This window comes from Gemmatimonas phototrophica (assembly GCF_000695095.2).
Classification (GTDB): domain Bacteria; phylum Gemmatimonadota; class Gemmatimonadetes; order Gemmatimonadales; family Gemmatimonadaceae; genus Gemmatimonas; species Gemmatimonas phototrophica.
The window spans coordinates 4,266,090-4,283,603 of record NZ_CP011454.1 but is presented as its reverse complement, the minus strand read 5'-3'; the positions used below and the strand labels follow the sequence as shown (position 1 = coordinate 4,283,603).

Here is a 17,514-nt window from a genome sequence, read left to right as displayed (position 1 = left end):
GAGAGGTGACGCCTCCTTCATGTGGCGCATCGCACTGCTGTCGGCTTCCAGGCGCCGATTCCGATTGAGGGATGCAGCCCAACCTTCCATCCCACACTCAGGACCTCGCCGATGTCGACACCTCGTACCATCGCATCCCAGCCCTTCCGAACGCTTCGTACCATCGCCCTTGCCTGCTCCCTTCCGGCGTTCGCGGTTGCCTGTTCAGGCGCCGCCGACACCATGGCGCCCTACTCGGCCATCGACGGGGGTGTCCGACTTGCTCTGGTCAACGAAACTGGCGCGGGTATGGTGTGCGGGACCGACGCACCGGTTACCGCGAGCCTGACCACTATCGACCGTCGTGGCCGCACGGTTGCGGCCGCCGGTGTACTGGTGAACTTCCGCGTGACGGATGGCGTGAGTCAGCTGTTCGCCGGTTCATCGATTACGAACGCCGCCGGACTGGCGAGTGACCGCGTGACGGTGGGGGCAACGCCTGGCAAGCCGCTGACGCTGGAAGTGCGCTCCGTGGAGGCGGGTACCGGAGTGGCAACGACGCATCTGGCGCTCACGCGACCGGTACTCATGGCACCGACCGCGTCACTGACTTCGCAGGCGGCACTCCTGGGCCCTAGCACGCTCGTCAACGGCGTGAGACTTACCACCGGTTGCACACGGCCCGATGGCACCGACGCGCTTTTGCCCGCAGGAACGCCAGCGACTTTCGTGCTCCCGGATGGCAGCGTACGTAACGTGACCTTTGACGGGCAGGCGCCAATTGTGTTCTTTGTTGTTCCGGCTGGCATGGTTGGCCAGACGTACACGGTGACCGTTGGCGATGCGACGACAGGAATATTGACGGGGACGTTCACGATCCGGTCCACCGGTTGCCTTTCGCTTACCTGCCTCCTGTAGTTATACCGATCAACCACCCCACCCGCTCCCACGTGCCGACTCGCTCGCAGCTCAGCCTCTTTGTGCCGCCGAATATCGGGGCCGACATCGAGGCCGTGCGGCGTACTGTGGATCCGGTACAGCATCGCCTCATTCCCGCTCACGTGACCTTGTGTCGAGAGGACGAGCTCACCGGGCTCAGTCTTGCGGAGTTGGCAGCGCTGGTTGACCACGTGCGGCCCGGACCGGTCACACTTCAGTTCGGGCCGCCGGAGCGATTTGGCGAGCATGGCATCATGTTGCCCTGTTTCAGTGGCACGGTGGCATTCCAATCACTCCGGGAAATCCTCCTTGGAACTCGGCATGCTCGATCACACGCGCCGCATCTGACGCTAGCACATCCGAGAAATCCCAAGGCACCTGGGAACACGCTCAAGAGTGCCGCCACCTTGCGAGATGGGCTGAGCGTTACATTCCCGGAAGTTCACCTCATCGAGCAAGTGGACGATGCCCCGTGGGTGGTGCGGGGAACGTTTCCGCTCAACATGCAATGACACGAGCGGGTACTCCGATGCGAAGACTTCTCACCCTGCTGCTCAGTTTCTTCCTCACGGCACCGGCCGTCCACGCGCAAACGACGGCCGACGAAGAACGGGCGCTGGCAACGGTTCGTACGTTCATTCAGGCGAACGAGACGGCCAACCTCGACCTCATCGCGAGTACGTTTGCCGAGGGGGCAACGGCCTTTATGCCCGGTGGCGATGCGCCGTATCGGCTCACCGGGAAGCCGCAGATTCGGGCGAGTTTTGCGGCGCTGTTCAAAGGCCGGACCGGGCCAATCACCATCACGCCGGCTGCCGTGAACGCACAAATGTTTGGCGACATGGCCATTGTGACGGCGCATTTGCGCCCTGTGCCGCCCATGCCGATCACCGAACGGATCTCGTTCGCGAGGCGCACATTTGTCGTCCGTCGCGTGAGCGACACCTGGCTCATCGTTCATCTCCACGCGTCGAACTTTCAGTGGGATCCCCCCGGGGCGTAACGACCGAATGACGCGGTAGGGGGCTCCTATTGCACGCGGTCGCCTCACGACATATACTGAACCGCATGGTTCAGTTTTCGAAAAGCGGCCTCGACGACACGTTCGGGGCGCTCTCGGACGCCACCCGACGCGGTGTGCTGGAGGAGCTTGGGCGTGGTGATGCGTCGATCTCGGCGCTCGCCGAACGGTTTCAGATGACCCTCACGGGCATGAAGAAACATGTTGGCGTATTGGAACACGCGGGACTCGTCACCACCGAGAAGGTGGGGCGTGTGCGGACCTGCCGGCTCGGCGTGCGCGGACTGCATGACGAGGCGGCATGGATTGCACAGTACCGCCGGCTCTGGAGCGCACGCTTCGACGAGTTTGATCACGTGGTCGCGGAACTTACCCGGGAGGAACGAGGCAATGGCGGTGGTGGGTGCCCAAGTCGTACGGGTTGACGCTGTTGTCCTGCGACATGGACGTGCGTGTGGGCGGGCAGTACCGTCTCGTGTTTCAGCACGGAGAGTCCACGATGGCGTTCTTTGGCACGTACGCCGAGGTGACTCCGCACTCACGCCTCGTGTGGACGAATGAGGAGGGCGACCACGGCGTGACCGTCACCACCGTGACGTTCGAAGAACAGCACGGCCAAACGCTGGTCGTGGTGTACGACCTCTATCCTACGGAAGAGTCGGTGGATGTCGGATCGTCGGGCGCGATGCCGGAGACGTTCGACCAACTCGACGAGCTGCTCGCGACTCTGTCCTCAGGCGCTGAGTGACTCGGCAACGCGGACGTCGCTCCTGTTCCTTCCCCTCATTCGTGGGGTAGGCCCTGCGTCGCCCTATCGTCTCGCGATCCGCGCCGACCACACATCGGCGGATCGTTCGAGCCGCGTGTAAAAAACGTGACGTCCGTCGCTGGCGAATTCGAGGCGCGGCGATGGACGCTCCGGATCGTCCACGCGCACGATGAGGCGTGGGCGGCCGCCATCAATCGGCACCGCCCAATAACCATCGCCCTGCCCATCGTTGGCTTTCACAATGAGTCGAGTGCCATCGGGCGTAACGCGACCGCTCGACACGGACAGCGTTGGCGCCGCGGCGGTGGCCACGGGATACACCTTTCGCGCTCGTGATTCATCGCGTTCTGCGGGCATCAGCCACACTTCGCCCGTACTCACGAAATACGCCATACGACCGTCATTCGTGAACGACGGGCCGAAGCCACCGCGTGTAGTGAGTTGCCGTTCGCTGCCAAAGGTGCGCTCGCCCGTGCGGGGCACTTCGAAGAGCTCGTAGCGACCGTTGAGCCAGCGCCAGTAGACGACCGCGCGCCCGTCCGCACTCCACACCGGCGAGTATTCCTCGCCCTTGCTGGGGCCCGTGAGCAGCAGCTGCGACACGCCGCCCTGCGCCGGTACCACGGACGCACGGCGCTGGCCATCGACAAAAGTGTAGTAACTGAGCCACTGGCCGTCGGCCGACCACGTTGGATGAAAGTCATTGCGCGGCGCATCAACCACGCGTGCGGCTTCAGTCGCGCCCGGTCGACCGTTTGCGAGTGGGAGCACGAAGATATCCTGCTGTCCACTGCGATCAGCATCGAACGCCAGCCAACGCCCATCCGGCGTAACGTCCAGTCCTTCCACAATCTGCGCGCCGTTGGTGACGCGCACTGGCGCACCCGGTGTCGCCACGGGAGTACTCCAAACATTGGACTGCAGCTGCAGCACACTATACGCGAGCGTCACACCATCAGTGGCGACACTCACGCTTGCTGCACTCGTGCCTGACGTGAGTCGAACGGGAGCACCGGCCGTATGGCCCCGCTCATCAATCTCAACCCCAAACAGATCTCGGCTGCCACCCTGCTGCGATACGTACAATAGCTGCCGACTGTCTCGCCACTCCGGGCTTAGGTGCAGTGCGGTGGGTTCGCCAACCGTAGTGGACGGACAAGGCGAACGTTGGATGTCGCAGCGCGCAGGGACCAGCAACAGCGCACTGGGAGCGAGGTTGCCCACCACGCCGTACAGAAAATCGCGGTTGCCGGCAACCACGGCGATCCAGCGATCGTTCGGCGACCATGCAGGAGAGTGCAGCCCTGGTTCGGCCATGACAACGCGCCGCGCCGTTCCATCGAGGGCACTCACCACCAGCGAGTCACCGACTACATACGCCAGTGATGTCCCGTCGGGTGACCAGGTGGGAAACGCGGCTGATTTTGCGCTGTCGGCAGGCGCCTCGACGACCACGCGTGGCGCACCACCCAATGCCGGCACCATCCAGATCGCACGATTGGCCTGATACAACAGTCGCGCGCCGTCGGGAGACCACCGCGGGCGACGCTGATCACCAGACTGTCCGGGGACCAGCTCCACCGCACGCCCGCCGTCACGCTGGCGCAGCAACAGCCGCATGCGCCCCGGTTGTCCGGCGGCGTAGGCGATCTGCTGCCCGCTCGGGCTGATCGCCGGATCGAGCTCCAGCCCATCATCCGATGTCACCCGACTCGGGTCTACGACGTGCGCATGTTCGAGGCGATCGGCATTGGAGACGGCGGCGCGCCACACCAGCAGCAACGCCGCGGCCGATAGCGCGGCCGCCACACCAAATCGGAGCCACCGCCCTTGAGGGGTGGGCGCCGCCTCCGGCGCAGTGGTCGGGAGCGGCGAGGATGCCGCGTCGGGTCGCCGCTCCGCCACGGCAGGCGGCGGCGGGGCAGTGGCCGCGGTCAGCACCGTCGCTGGCGAGGACGGACGTTCTGTACGCGGCGGCGCTTCGCGCTGCGCCTGCTGCAGCGCCGACTCCACCAACGGGTCGGGCTCAACGCCCAATTCCTGCCGCACCAGCGAGGCATAGACCCGCGCCTGCCCCTGTGCCCCGGCAGCATCCCCAGACGCCACTAGCGCACGCACCACCTCGGCCGTAATCCGCGCACTCAACGGATCGCTCGCCAGTCGGCGCCGCCACCAGCCGGCCGCCGCGAGCGTTTCGCCTCGTCCGTCGGCCGCCCGAGCCAGCCGCTCAAGCGCGACATCGTGACGATCGGCAAGGGTCCGACGCGTCTCGTCCAGCCACCGCTCAAAATCCGGGGCGTTGGGCAGGCGGAAGCCGTCCAGAAACGGGCCCGTATACAGCGCCGCGGCCTGTTCGTACCGGCGTTCGGCGATGGCGCGTTCGAACTCCCACAGGTCGCAGGTCACGACCTCGGCGTTGAGGCGCAGCTCCTGGGTGCCGAGCAGGAGCTCCGGGGCATCCAATCCACTGCGGAGTGCGGACAGCGCCTGCGTCACGGCCCGGCGGCCTGCTTCTTCGGGGCTATCCGGCCAGAAGGTGGAGACGATCCGGTCGCGGGAGATGCCGAGCGCCCCCGATCGCGCCACGAACGCCAGCATCGCAAGACGGCGCGGTTGCAGCGCACCTGGCGCCGGTGTCCGTCCATCGAGCAGCGTGACGGCCACTCCGCCCAATGTCCGCAGCGAGATCATGGGCAAGCTTAGCTGCCCGGCTCGCCATCTGACAATTGCCGAGCCGGGTGTGCGAATGCGCCGAGTGGCATGTGAGAATCGCGTGCATTTCGTAACTGATTGTCGGGGAACGATTTGCGCCGTAGACATTCCGGGATTACTCCACCGCAACACGTCCATCACGGGCCCCACCGGGACCACGCCGTTCGACCCGCAGATGTAGCTCTGTGCTGGGCTTCCCTTTGCGGGTGGCTACATCGGCGGCCAAAGCATCAGCGGGAATGACGACGGGTGCTTCATCGCAAAATATCCGGCGCAATGCGGTCCTGCCGGATTTGGATTTGGCAATAACCTGATCAACGTTCTTTTTCTTGGGTTAGGCGACTACACCGTTGTCGTGAACGCCTGCTGCGCGAACGATGTGGAGATTCGTTCCGGCGTCGGCATCCCCAAAAGGCTTGAGAACTCCCTTTACTTGCTTACGGCGGCCGGCCTGGTCGGGCTCGGACTGGTGGCACGGCGGCGGCAGTGCTGAGGGATTGGCAGCCGCAGCGAGGAACCCGTCCCAGTCGTGACTGCGGACGGGCCTTGCGTACGCCTGGTTGTACAGCCCTTGGATAGGGTACGAGTGAGTTGATCGCGCGACACGGCCGTGATTGCCTGCCAGACCGGTGCCGTCCTCGTGGACATGACTCAGCGGATGGTGCGGAGCAGCTCAGCCCCCTCAAGCTTCCGCTGTTCGTCACCTGGTTCCTGATTGGCGAGCGCAGGGAGCTGCTGCAAGAGAGCGCGGGCATCGGCAGGGCGCGCATTGGCGAGCAGCGCACGCGCGTACTCCAGCTGGAACATCACGAAGCCGGGGCGCAATTCGGTTGCCCGACGGAGGTGCGTGAGCGCGTCGGCGGCGTTGCCGAAGCCGAGCCCGAGCGGCATGCGAAGTGGACGCGGCGTTTCGGTGAGCTTGAGATGTGCACGCCCGAGAATGTAGTGCGCGCTGGCCTCACTCAGCGCCGGAACGCCACGCATGGCGATGACCTTCTCGGTATCCTCGCGGGTCTGGATGACGTAGTCGGCGGCATCGAGCACCCCGGCAAAGAGCGCGACCTTGCCGTTCGCGGCGGCTCGCCGGAGGTATCCATCCGGCGCGCCCGGGTTGGCCTTGATGGCTCGCTCGGCCAGCGCGAGCGCTTCGCGATAGAGCTTGTCCTGCGCCTTGCTCTTCTCCGCCAGCGCGTCGCCTTGCAGAAGCCGCACGCGCGACGCTCGCCAGAGCACCTCGAAGTCACGCGGCGCGGCCGCGAGCGCCTGGTCTACCAGGGCCACGGCGGCGGGCACCTGACCGGTGGCCACAAGGGTGTCCACCCGCGCGATGGGGGCGGGCTGAGCGGAGAGTGAGGCGCTCGAAAGGAGGAAGGCGACGAACCGGAGGCGGTGGCGCATGGCGAGTGCTCGTGAAATTGCCGCGTTATTGAGACTGGATTATATCGAAGATACCAATCCGGCCCCTCCTCGCGCCCCCTCCGCCATGTTCCAGTTTCCGCATGCCTTTCGTCGGCCAGGTCCGCTCGGCGTTGCCTGTCTCGCCGGGCTGCTTGCTGCTTCGGTGCTGCCCACCACACTCGCCGCCCAGCGTGAACGGGTGACGGTCCGCATGGAAAGTTTTGGCGGCACACCGGTGACGGTGCCGGCGGGTACAACGGCCCGCGAGGAGTTCACACAGCAGGCATTGCAGATCACGCTTTCGCAGCGTCTTGTGCGCCAGCAAGGCAATACGATCGTTCTGGTTGGTGGCCAATGGCGCGCTGTGCGGGCGGCGCTGCCGCGCGCGCCGCTTACGAATCGCCCGGGAGCGGTTGGCGACGCGTTCACCTCTTTGCAGGTGGCCACCGCCGAACTCATGCTGCTGCGGAGCGTCGGCGACCGCCACACGCTGGTGAGCCTGCTGCGACCGGGGCTGTATGGTGACGCCTTCCGCGTTGAGGGGGCCGCCTTCGTGGATCGGATCGTGTCGCCGCGCACCACGATTGGGGCCGGGCTGTCCTACGCCTCAAGCTTCGGGCGGCTGCTCCCCATTCCTGTGGTGCACGTGCTGTCGCGCCCGTCGCGGCGCCTTTTGGTGGATGCGCTGCTGCCGGCTCGCGGCGACCTCTGGTGGATGCCGCGCAAGGGACTCGACGTGGGGCTCAACGCCTCGCTGGTGGGGGCACAATACGGCCTGTCTGAAACGCAGCGGATCGCCGGGAGCGACGCGCTGTGGCTTGCCAACGCCACGGTGGGTCCGCAGCTCCGCTGGGCGCCACGGGGTGGCAAGTGGCAGCTCACCGGCGACGCCGGCATGACGGTGCTGCGCAGACTCGAGTATGTGCGAGATGGCCGCCGCGTGGCGGACTTGGCCCCGGGGAACGTGCCGTATGTGCGGCTGGGTGCGCAGCGGTTGTTCTAGGGCACGGTTGCCCCGCCTTGCGCGGCGACGGTGGCGAGAGAAGTTCCAATCAGCAATCGCATGCCGATGATCGGGGTGGTTGCCGTTCACCCCAACCCGGTGTGCCATGCGTGTCCTTGTTTACGATACTCACTCCTACGATCGCGATTTTCTCACGGCGGCATGTGCTGGCCGCCACGATCTGACCTTCACCGCCGCGCAACTGGATATCCACACGGCGGCGCTCGCGCACGGCTACGACGCCGTGTGTCTGTTCGTCAACGATCGGGCGACCGCCAACGTGATGGCACGCTTCGCCGCTGGTGGTGTGCGCTGCATTGTGCAGCGATCCACCGGATTCAACAATCTCGATCTGGCAGCGGCGGCAGCACACGGCATCGCGTGCTATCGGGTGGGCTACTACTCGCCGTATGCGGTTGCGGAGTTCGCGGTGGGGCTGCTGCAAACGCTCAACCGGCGTATCCATCGGGCCTGGAATCGCACCCGCGAGTTCAATTTCCGGTTGTCTGGGCTGCTCGGGCGTGACCTGCATGGCCGCACCGTTGGTGTCGTGGGCACCGGAAAAATCGGGGCGATCTTTTCGCGTATCATGCTCGGCTTCGGCTGTCCAATCCTGGCAACCGATGTGGAACCCCGTGCAGACCTGCTCGCACTCGGGGTCCGCTATGTCACATTGGACGAACTGCTTCGCGATTCGGACATCATCTCGTTGCATGTGCCGCTGATGCCGGAGACCCATCATTTGCTCAACGCCGCGACGCTCGCCACGACGCGGCCGGGCGTCACCATCATCAATACGAGTCGCGGTGGGTTGATCGATACCGCCGCACTGGTGGCGGGGATCGAATCCGGGCACGTGGGTGCCGTGGGTCTTGATGTGTATGAAGAAGAGGACGGCAAGTTCTTTCGGGACTTGTCGGATGTGGTGATGCACGACGATGTGCTCGCGCGCCTCATCTCCTTTCCGAATGTGCTGCTCACCAGTCATCAGGCGTTCTTTACGCAGGAGGCGATGACGACGATCGCCGAGACCACGATCGCCAATCTCGACGACGCGGCCGCAGGACGGCAGAATCCGAACCTGTTGCACCTGTAAGATTGTGTAGCGGGCCGGTTGGCTCTTTCGCCGATGCCGCGCGCATCCTGTTCGAGCGCTCGCGGCTCCAGTCAACGTTATCCCCCCCAAAAGGAACCGTGCATGCGACGGGTACTTCCGGCTTTGATGATGCTGTTCGCCCTGCCGCATGGCGCGGTGGCGCAATCCGCCACGAGTGACCTCACACGCTTGCTCGAAGCTGACCTGGCGCGATACCCGGCCACAGCGGGAGTGTACGTCAAGAATCTGCGCACGGGAGAGGAGGCCATGGTCAATGCTGACCAATCCTTCAGCAGCGCAAGTGTCATCAAGATTCCCATCATGATCCGCGCCTTTCAGCTGGCGGATCAGCACACGCTGATGCTCGACGAGCGTGTGGAAATCACACGCGCGGAGCTCCGCGACGGCACCGGCGTGTTTCAGTTTCTAGACATGGGCCTCAAACCGACCGTGAAAGATCTGATCACCCAGATGATCATCACGAGCGACAACACGGCCACCGACCTCATGACCACCCGGGTGGGCGGAGTGGAGCGCCTCAACGCCTGGCTGGCGGCGTCCGGATACTCACGGACGCGCATGGTGAACCGGGGGCATGAGTATCGCCGCAAGCTGCTGGCGGTGCTCAAGCCGGAGTTTGCGAATCTGACGGCGGAAGAAACCACCGGGCTGCAGTACGCAGCGCAGGACAGTCCGCTGTTCGATCTTTACACCCCGCTCTTTACCGGCGAACGGGCCCAGTGGGTGGCATTCGTTCGCGATCCGGCCAATCGGAAAGCGCTGATTGAAGCCCGCACTCGGCTCACCGTTCAGGACCACGCCTATTGGCTGGGCGACATGACGCCGCGGGAGACGGCCCGTTTGCTCGAGGGCATTGAGCGCGGAACCCTTGCCTCAGCGACCGCGTCGGCCATGATGAAAACCATTTTGAGTCGCCAACAGCTCGGGGTGCGCCGCATCCCGCACTTTCTCGATGTGCCGGTGGCGCACAAGACCGGCGACGGTCCCAACATCGCCAACGATGTCGGCATGATCTCCACGCGCTCGGGGACGGTGGTCATCGCCTTCTTCGTCAACGGCATTACCGGACCGTACGCCGAGACGGAAGACATGATTGGACGGACGTCGCGCCGGATCGTGGACTACTTTGACGGGGTGGCTGCGGCCCGTGCGCCGCGTTAACACTGAGCGCCACTCACTGCAGCTTGTACGCCCCCTTGAGGGTCACGCCGTAGATCGCGCCGTCGCGGCCAATGCGCCACCCCGGGCCGCCGGTCCCTCCGAAGTCGCCCTGCGTAATGCTCCACTCGCCTGTGAACGGTCGGTTGTGCCCCGGAATGATGGTGCTCCAGAGCTTGGTCCCGGTCTCGGCGTCGTAGCCGTGAAGCTCGAGGTCGTCGTTCATGTTGCCAGGCTTGTCGATGGTGTACGCCGTGTAGAACACGCCGCCGGCGGATGCGGTGAGGTATGTGTTGCGCGGGACCTCCCGGCTCCACCGCTGGCTCCCGCTGCTGGTGCTCCAGCCAATCAATTCGCTCTTTTCCTCGCTGGTCACGTACCCAACGATTGACTGTCCTGCGCCAATCCAGGTCGTCAGCGTGCGCGGCCCGAGGAGACCGCGTTTCTCCATGACCCGGCGCGGCTGCTTGTCGGTGCTCCAGAGAATGCGGCCGGTGGCCGCGTCGAGGGCACGCAGGGCATGGCTGTTCTCGTCTTCGAGACGGATGATGACCTTGCCATCGACGACCATGGGACGCGCGTCGTCGCTGCGTACCTTCCGCCCACGCCCGTCAATTTCCCGCGTGGGCTGCGCGGTGTGTCTCCACCGGAGCGCACCGGAGGCCACGTCGAACGCGTGCAGCTGGCGCGTGGGCGGCTCGGCCTGATCAATGGACATGCCACTCAGAAAAAGCATGCCGCTGGAGGCTACCGCCAGCGAGAACACCGGCGGGCACTGGCTCTCGGACGGCGGGCAACCAAAGCGGAATTCCTCGTAGCGGCCAACGATGCGATCGAGTGTCGGCGACAGCACGTTGAGATAGCTGCGCTGATTTTCCCTCGAGGTGGTGATCACGCTGAACGCGCCCCCCACTTCGGTGGTGGGACCGCTCTTGACTGGCTTGTACTGCTCCAGCACGCGTCCGGTCTTGAGATCGATGAGCATCCAGTCGGTGGCGGGACGGTCCTCGCGCCGGAAGGCGAACAGCACCTTGCCGGGGCCCGCTTCGTGGAACGAAACCGAGCCCATGCTGCCGTTCCGGTTCGCCTCCTGGCAGATCGCGGCGAGTCGCCAGCGGACCATCCCGGTCTGCAAGTCGAGGGCACTGAGCCCCTGATTGGTTTCGTTGGTGCAGCTGCCGGTGAGCATGAACCCTTCGCCAATCCAGGGCGACCAGGTGCCCTACCAGCCGTATTCGACCTGCCACTTGAATGTGGGGGCTTCGAGGAGCGGCGGCGCATTGAATTCACGACTTGCGCACGACGTGCCCCAGGTTCTGCTGCCACTCGACGCATCTCCGCACACCGTTGCACGGGTTGAGGCGGTGACTTGCACAGCCCGCAATCGGGTGAGGGCGGCCTGACGTGCCGATTCCGAATCATCAGGTGCCGACGCAGCCACGAGGGCCGCTACAACGAGGCCGCCGAATGGCGGCATGGGAAACCCGGGCAGCAGAAACATTGGAGGATTGGCGATGCGAGGGGAATTTGCAGCGTACCGGTCGAACGTATCCCGCAAAGGGCGACCGCGCGAGGCGCGGCGGAAGTGGGCCTGCATTGTCTGGTGTCTCCCCCACGGGCGCCCTACCTTGGGGCATTATGCGCCTCAGACTGCCGCACCCGCTCGTCCTCCTCCTCGCCGGTGTCGGCGTCGCGGCACTGCTCACGTGGATCCTCCCGGCTGGCGCCTACGACCGCCGGACCGACGCGGCCAGCGGCCGAGAACTCGTTGTCGCGGGCACGTACCACCAGGTCGAGGCCGCTCCCATAGGCGTCATGGACGCCCTGCTCGCCGTTCCGAAGGGCATTGTAGCCGGCGCCGACATCATCCTCGTAATCATTCTGGTCGGGGGCACCTTCGGATTGCTCGACGCCACCGGTGCGCTCGGCCGACTCGTGGGGACGCTCGTGGGCCGCACGAGACGACCGAAGCTCGCGGTGATTGTCCTAAGCCTGATCTTCGCCACACTCGGTGCGCTCGAGAATATGCAGGAGGAGCTCGTGGCACTCATCGCCGTGCTCGTCGTGCTCAGCCGCGGGCTCGGGTTCGGTGCGATCACCGCCGTCGCCATAAGCGTCGGCGCCTGCGCCGTTGGCTCGGCCTTCGGCCCCACCAATCCGTTTCAAACGGGTATTGCTTTGCGATTTGCCGAGATGCCGCCGCTGAGCCAACCAGTGCTGCGATTTGGGTTGCTCGTGGCGGCGGTTACTGTCTGGATTACGTGGACGCTGTTCATGGCGTCGCGCGACGACGTTCGCCCGGCGATGCCGCCGCCGGCAACTGAACCCGCCACCAAGCGTGATCTCGTACTGCTCGCGATGGTGCTCGTGCCGTTCATCCCGTATGTGATTGGCGTGATCAAATACGACTACGGCTTTAACGAACTCTCGGCGTTTTTCCTGGTGAGCGGATTCGCTATTGGGCTCGTCTCCGGTCGTGACTTTTCACAGACAGCCATCGACTTCCTCAAGGCCATGGAGACCATGCTGGCGGCCGCGCTCTTCGTTGGCGTTGCGCGTGCAATCAGCGTGGTGCTCACCGACGGCCGTGTCATCGATACGATCGTCCATGGCCTTGCTTCACCACTTGAAAATATCCCTGGGGCCGCAGCGGCCATCCTCATGATCCCCATCCAGGCGCTCCTGCACATCCCTGTCCCTTCGGTGAGTGGACAGGCGGTGCTCACCATGCCGATCATGGCGCCACTCGCCGACCTGCTCGGCATCTCACGAGACGCGGCCGTGATTGCCTACCAGACCGGCGGTGGGCTCATGGACATGCTCACGCCTACGAGTGGCGCGCTGCTCGCCATTCTGCTCACGGCCAAAGTGGACTACGGGCGCTGGCTGCGCTTCGCCGTTCCGGGCGCGCTCCTGGTCGCGCTCGTGGGCGTGGCGGGCATCGTGTTGGCGGGGTGAGCGTATCCGCTAATGGATTCTGGTTGTGCTGACTCTTTCCCGCACCGAGTACCAACACCATGCTCCAGCGCGGGGTAATGTTTGAACGCTATCCGTTTTTGCAACAGGATGCGCACGGCATCTGGGATGTGCCCGGCGGTGCGCGCATTGCGTGATTCAAGGATCCTGACGGCAATCTGCTATCGTTGACCGCGGTGCCGGCCGCGTAACGCTGCGCGGTGTCTCGCGGCGAACTGTCCGCGCTTGGTGCGCCGCCTATGGCGAGGGCATCAGCAGCGCGGCGGGTCTGTCCCACGCTACCCGATACTCGGGGAGCAGACGCCCGTCGCTTGCCAGTTTATCGAAAAGCTCCACCTCGCGTCCGCCCATGCGGGCGTAGAAGCCACGCGCCGGGGTGTTGGCCGCGAATACCCACAGGTGCACCGCCGCGTGCGTATGGTGCACCTGCGCCCACTCGCCCACAGTGTGCAGCAGCCGACGGCCAATGCCGCTCCCTTGATGCTCCGGCAATACGTGGAGGTTGTCTACGAGGGTGCCGAATTGCGGATCGGCATTGGCACGCACGAACACGAATCCCACCGGCACTTCGTTCACGAGGGCCAGCCAGCCTGGGCCGTCTCCTTCCCTCAGCTTGCTGCGCCATACGGTCTCGCGCTCACCACGCAAGTCCGTGTCGAGATAGGCATCGGTGAGGATGCCGCGATAGGCGCGCTGCCAGCTGGCGGTGTGTAAGGCCGCGACGAGCTCGGCGTCGGCCGGCGTTACGAGGCGAAAAACAAGCGACATGATGCAAGTGCCAGACGGTGGGTTGAACGGGTCTCCCACTTTCCATCACATCAGCCCAATCGTTTGAACTCGGTATACAGCATCTCACAGTAGAACCCGTAGTTCTCGGCACAGGCGACTGCCGTATCGGGTTTGCCGATGGCCAATGCGCGCGACTGGATGTTGCCGTAAACGGGGTCGTCCGTATTCGATACCAAGTGAGAAAACTCATGGCACAGCGTATTGAACTGGGCGGACTTGATCGTCCGGTCGATACTGTTGTCTGCAGTGTAGAAGTCGTCACCAACCGTCATGACATAGCCATGCTGACGTTTGTGTGCGCTATCCGCCATCATGCCCGGGGTCTGGTCCTTCCACCTGCCATAAGGCGCATTCGTTGCCGCACAACACTGGGCACCCTTCCCTGTGTACACGCGAACAAATGTCACGCCCGCCGAGCTGATCGCAAAATCGATGGCGGATAGCGTGGTGACCACTCTGGTCCAGCGCGCCTTGTCGAAGGCGCCGAAATACAGCGCGTAGGCCCGGGTGGCAATGTCCGAGCTGTTCGCCTTCGCGTCCTTCACGATGCGCGGCATATAGGTCGCGGCATCAAGCAACGCGCTCTCCCACTGCACGCGCTCGGACACCGACGCGAAATTCTTGAAGCTATGATTGGGCATCGAAACCTCGGACTGCAAAATTGAGAATCAACTTGCGTAGGACCAAGTGCCTGAAGGAACGGCCTCTCGATCAGCCTGCCCGATGATACCGCTCAATGGCCTGAGGCGCGAGCACGAGCCATTTGAGGGTCGTGCCGCAGCACAAAACTGCCTGAGCCGGGGCCAGGCGGGCTGTTGGATGGCGCACCACGGCCATTCCCGCCGTCCTGGGAATGTGGATAGAGAGCACCTTGCCTGTTTCGATGCTGGCCCGCCTTTTCACCACCCGATGGCAACGGGGGCGTGGAACTAGTGGCGCTGCGCGCCAGAGCGTAACGTTACAGGATCTCCCTCTCACGGTCCGGCAGCTGCCAGTCCGTGGAAAGGCGGCATCCCACCGGAGTCCCCACTATGGCCCGTCGTTTGTTCCTCGCCTGCTCAGCGCTGAGCCTGCTCTTCGCGGTACCCGCCTCGGCGCAGCACAGTATGGATCACAGCATGCACCGCATGGGGCCCGAGATCGTCATCCCCAAGGGTGCGAAATACACGAAAGCCGACGTGGAATTCATGCAGGGGATGATCGCCCATCATGCTCAGGCCATCGTGATGGCCAAGCTGGCCGAAACCAATAGCACCAACACGCAGCTCCTCAAGCTGTCGCGCAAGATCGATCAGTCGCAGGTGCCGGAAATTCAGATCATGCAGGATTGGCTGCGGCGCTACGAGCAGTTCGCGCCGGATACTTCTTCGTGGCACGACATGCGGATGGATGGCATGCTCACCGACGCCGAGCTCAAGGCCATGAGCGACGCCAAAGGGGCTGCCTTTGACCGGCTTTTTCTGAACGGCATGATCAAGCACCACGCCGGCGCCATCAAAATGGTGGACGACCTGTTCAAGACGCCCGGCGCCGGCCAGGAAGTCGATGCCAATGTGTTTGCCAACGACGTGGTTACCGCACAAACGGCCGAAATCGGCATCATGCGACGGCTCCTCACGCAGCTCCCTGCCAAGTAACAGGCGTCCTGTTCTTCTACTCCTTCTTTCACTTACAAGGGTGACCCAATGCGCGTGATGCGTGGCGTGCTGTTTCTTGCGGCAACACTGGCTGTGCCGATGCTCCTGTCGGCGCAGACGTTCCCGTCCAGCAAGGATCCTCGCAGTACCCTCAAACCCGGTCGCTACGATGCGGGGGTCGCCGAAAAGAATATGCGGCTCGTCTCGACGGTGCCCAAGCCGGCCCCTTTCGATACCGCTCGCGGCCTCACGTTCATCAATTCGGATCTGGCCTTCCGCGGCAACTACGTCTACCAGGCGAACTTCGCCGGCTTCTCCATCTGGGATATCAGCAACCCGGCCAAGCCCGTGATGGCGTCGGTCGTGCGCTGCATCACGTCGCAGGGCGACCCCACCATTTACGGCAACCTGCTCTTCTTGTCGGCAGAGGGGCCCGGCAATCGGAACGACTGTGGCGACGGCGGCGTGCAGGATCCCAAGGATCACATGGCGGGGGTGCGCATCTTTGACGTGAGCGACCCCAAGGCGCCGAAGCTGATCAAGAATGTGCAGACGTGCAAAGGCTCGCACACGCACACGCTGGTGCCCAGCCCGACGAACAAAAACATCATCTACCTCTACGTGTCGGGGCAGCAGGCGGCCCGTCCGGAAACGGAGCTGGCCGGATGCAAGAACGGCAACAATCCGGCCGATCCCACCAACTCGCTCTATCAGCTCGACATCATCAAGGTGGCGCTGGATCATCCGGAACGCGCCGAGGTGATCCCCGGTGCGCGCATCTTTACGGGGCTTGGCGGTGCCGGTGAATGCAAGCAGTTCTGCGAGCCGGTAAGCCCGCGTGCTGCAGGTCGGGCGCCGCGTCCTGCGCCGGTGGCGGACATGCCCGATGGGCCGCGCAACTGCCATGACGTAACCGCGTACCCGGCGATCAACCTGCTTGCCGCGTCCTGCTCCACGCACTCCATTCTCGTGGACATCAGCAACCCCGAGAAGCCGTTTCGTATTGATGCACTCGCCGATACGAACAACTATCAGGGGCGCCACACCGCGGCATTCAGCAACGATGGCAAGAAGCTCATTCAAACCGACGAATGGGGCGGCGGCACGGGGCCCATGTGTCAGGCGTCCAGCATGATCGAGCTCGGCGGCAACACCGTCATTACGCTCGACGCGAAGAAGAAGCAGGCGCAGCGGGCGTACTTCAAGCTGCCGTCGGCGCAGGCGGCCGAAGAAAACTGTGTGTCGCACAACGGTGGCATCATTCCCGTGCCGGGGCGTGACCTGTATGTGCAGGGGTGGTATCAGGGTGGCGTCAGCATCATGGACTTCACCGATGCCGACAAGGCGTTCGAAATTGGCTACTTCGATCGTGGTTCCATCAATCCTCCCCGCATGGTTGATGTGCCCGCCGCCGCGTCCGCCGAGATGAACCGCAATGTGCGTGGTGGCGGCAACACCATTGGCGGCTCGTGGGGCGCGTACTACTGGAACGGGCTGATCTTCTCGTCGGAGCTCGATCGTGGCATGGACATTCTCGAGCTCACGCCGAGCGCGGAACTGACGGCCAACGAAATCGCCGCGGCGAAGCTGGTGACGTTCACGGAGTACAATCCGCAGAGCCAGCCCAAGATGGTGTGGCCTGCCGCCTTCGTGGTGGTGCGCTCGTACCTCGATCAGCTGGTGCGTGGGCAGGGGCTCGCAAGCGCGCGCACGTCGGCCATTGACGCGGCGCTGACCGCCGCCGAAGCCAAGTCTGGTACGGCGCGGGCCGCCGCGCTGAACGCGCTGGCGGCGGAAGTGGGCAAGGATGTCGCTGGCGCCAAGGACGGCGCGCGCGTGCGAACCATGGCCAGCGAAATCCGTCGGTTGGCGGCGGCGTCGAAGTAACGGATCACCGTGACCGTCAGCTCGCAGGGCGCTCTGCCAAGGGCGCCCTGCTTTGTTTTGCGGCTACGGCGCCGCACAATGATCGTCTTCTGACCGAAGCCGCCGAGCTCGATGAAGACGACAAAATGT

Annotated in this window: 15 protein-coding genes and 1 pseudogene; 11 read left to right on the top strand and 5 right to left on the bottom strand. The window is 64.2% G+C overall.

Going from position 1 to position 17,514, the window contains the following annotated elements:
• Positions 1 to 111: 111 nt before the first annotated feature.
• The 5 genes and pseudogenes from GEMMAAP_RS18065 to GEMMAAP_RS18045 all read left to right on the top strand — a co-directional run.
• Entirely contained in the window at positions 112 to 897 is a 786-nt protein-coding gene (locus GEMMAAP_RS18065; protein WP_145979227.1) for a hypothetical protein, read from the top strand.
• Between the two features lie 32 nt (positions 898 to 929).
• Entirely contained in the window at positions 930 to 1,430 is a 501-nt protein-coding gene (locus GEMMAAP_RS18060; RefSeq protein WP_053333529.1) for a 2'-5' RNA ligase family protein, read from the top strand.
• 17 nt (positions 1,431 to 1,447) lie between these two features.
• Positions 1,448 to 1,921, top strand: a complete 474-nt coding sequence (locus tag GEMMAAP_RS18055) for a YybH family protein (protein ID WP_026848099.1) — start codon at positions 1,448 to 1,450, stop codon at positions 1,919 to 1,921.
• Between the two features lie 65 nt (positions 1,922 to 1,986).
• The gene (locus tag GEMMAAP_RS18050) at positions 1,987 to 2,364 is read left to right on the top strand and encodes an ArsR/SmtB family transcription factor (protein ID WP_026848100.1); all 378 of its coding nucleotides are present in this window, start codon (positions 1,987 to 1,989) and stop codon (positions 2,362 to 2,364) included.
• Positions 2,334 to 2,687 (top strand): annotated as a pseudogene (locus GEMMAAP_RS18045) (SRPBCC domain-containing protein); the annotation flags it as partial. The gene GEMMAAP_RS18050 and the pseudogene GEMMAAP_RS18045, both read left to right, overlap by 31 nt.
• 63 nt (positions 2,688 to 2,750) lie before the next feature.
• Here GEMMAAP_RS18045 and GEMMAAP_RS18040 read toward each other — a convergent pair.
• Both GEMMAAP_RS18040 and GEMMAAP_RS18035 read right to left on the bottom strand, forming a co-directional pair.
• Positions 2,751 to 5,399, bottom strand: a complete 2,649-nt coding sequence (locus GEMMAAP_RS18040; protein ID WP_026848101.1) for a BTAD domain-containing putative transcriptional regulator — start codon at positions 5,397 to 5,399, stop codon at positions 2,751 to 2,753.
• 672 nt (positions 5,400 to 6,071) lie between these two features.
• The gene (locus GEMMAAP_RS18035) at positions 6,072 to 6,818 is read right to left on the bottom strand and encodes a tetratricopeptide repeat protein (RefSeq protein WP_026848102.1); all 747 of its coding nucleotides are present in this window, start codon (positions 6,816 to 6,818) and stop codon (positions 6,072 to 6,074) included.
• Here GEMMAAP_RS18035 and GEMMAAP_RS18030 point away from each other — a divergent pair.
• The 3 genes from GEMMAAP_RS18030 (at position 6,817) to GEMMAAP_RS18020 (ending at position 10,099) form a co-directional block, all read left to right on the top strand.
• Positions 6,817 to 7,821 (top strand): hypothetical protein, encoded by a 1,005-nt coding sequence (locus GEMMAAP_RS18030; protein WP_043579298.1) that lies wholly within the window; start codon positions 6,817 to 6,819, stop codon positions 7,819 to 7,821. The two genes, GEMMAAP_RS18035 and GEMMAAP_RS18030, sit on opposite strands and share 2 nt — an antisense overlap.
• A gap of 106 nt (positions 7,822 to 7,927) precedes the next feature.
• Positions 7,928 to 8,917, top strand: coding sequence for a 2-hydroxyacid dehydrogenase (locus GEMMAAP_RS18025; protein ID WP_026848104.1), 990 nt, complete (start codon positions 7,928 to 7,930; stop codon positions 8,915 to 8,917).
• A gap of 126 nt (positions 8,918 to 9,043) precedes the next feature.
• A complete protein-coding gene (locus GEMMAAP_RS18020) occupies positions 9,044 to 10,099 on the top strand; it encodes a serine hydrolase (RefSeq protein ID WP_053333530.1) in 1,056 nt (351 codons plus the stop codon).
• 13 nt (positions 10,100 to 10,112) lie between these two features.
• Here GEMMAAP_RS18020 and GEMMAAP_RS18015 read toward each other — a convergent pair whose 3' ends face one another.
• On the bottom strand, positions 10,113 to 11,285 hold the full coding sequence (locus GEMMAAP_RS18015) for an outer membrane protein assembly factor BamB family protein (RefSeq protein ID WP_026848105.1): 1,173 nt from the start codon (positions 11,283 to 11,285) through the stop codon (positions 10,113 to 10,115).
• Between the two features lie 449 nt (positions 11,286 to 11,734).
• Between GEMMAAP_RS18015 and GEMMAAP_RS18005 the strand changes: the two genes are divergently transcribed.
• A complete protein-coding gene (locus GEMMAAP_RS18005) occupies positions 11,735 to 13,054 on the top strand; it encodes a YfcC family protein (RefSeq protein ID WP_043579300.1) in 1,320 nt (439 codons plus the stop codon).
• A 255-nt stretch (positions 13,055 to 13,309) separates the two neighbouring features.
• Here GEMMAAP_RS18005 and GEMMAAP_RS18000 read toward each other — a convergent pair whose 3' ends face one another.
• The gene (locus tag GEMMAAP_RS18000) at positions 13,310 to 13,840 is read right to left on the bottom strand and encodes a GNAT family N-acetyltransferase (protein ID WP_026848108.1); all 531 of its coding nucleotides are present in this window, start codon (positions 13,838 to 13,840) and stop codon (positions 13,310 to 13,312) included.
• Positions 13,841 to 13,890: 50 nt separating this feature from the next.
• Positions 13,891 to 14,502, bottom strand: coding sequence for a M35 family metallo-endopeptidase (locus tag GEMMAAP_RS17995; RefSeq protein WP_026848109.1), 612 nt, complete (start codon positions 14,500 to 14,502; stop codon positions 13,891 to 13,893).
• Positions 14,503 to 14,892: 390 nt separating this feature from the next.
• Here GEMMAAP_RS17995 and GEMMAAP_RS17990 point away from each other — a divergent pair, with 390 nt between their 5' ends.
• Positions 14,893 to 15,498: a DUF305 domain-containing protein gene (locus tag GEMMAAP_RS17990; RefSeq protein WP_053333531.1), complete on the top strand. Its 606-nt coding sequence runs from the start codon at positions 14,893 to 14,895 to the stop codon at positions 15,496 to 15,498.
• A gap of 48 nt (positions 15,499 to 15,546) precedes the next feature.
• The gene (locus GEMMAAP_RS17985; protein WP_026848110.1) at positions 15,547 to 17,385 is read left to right on the top strand and encodes an LVIVD repeat-containing protein; all 1,839 of its coding nucleotides are present in this window, start codon (positions 15,547 to 15,549) and stop codon (positions 17,383 to 17,385) included.
• Positions 17,386 to 17,514: the final 129 nt, after the last annotated feature.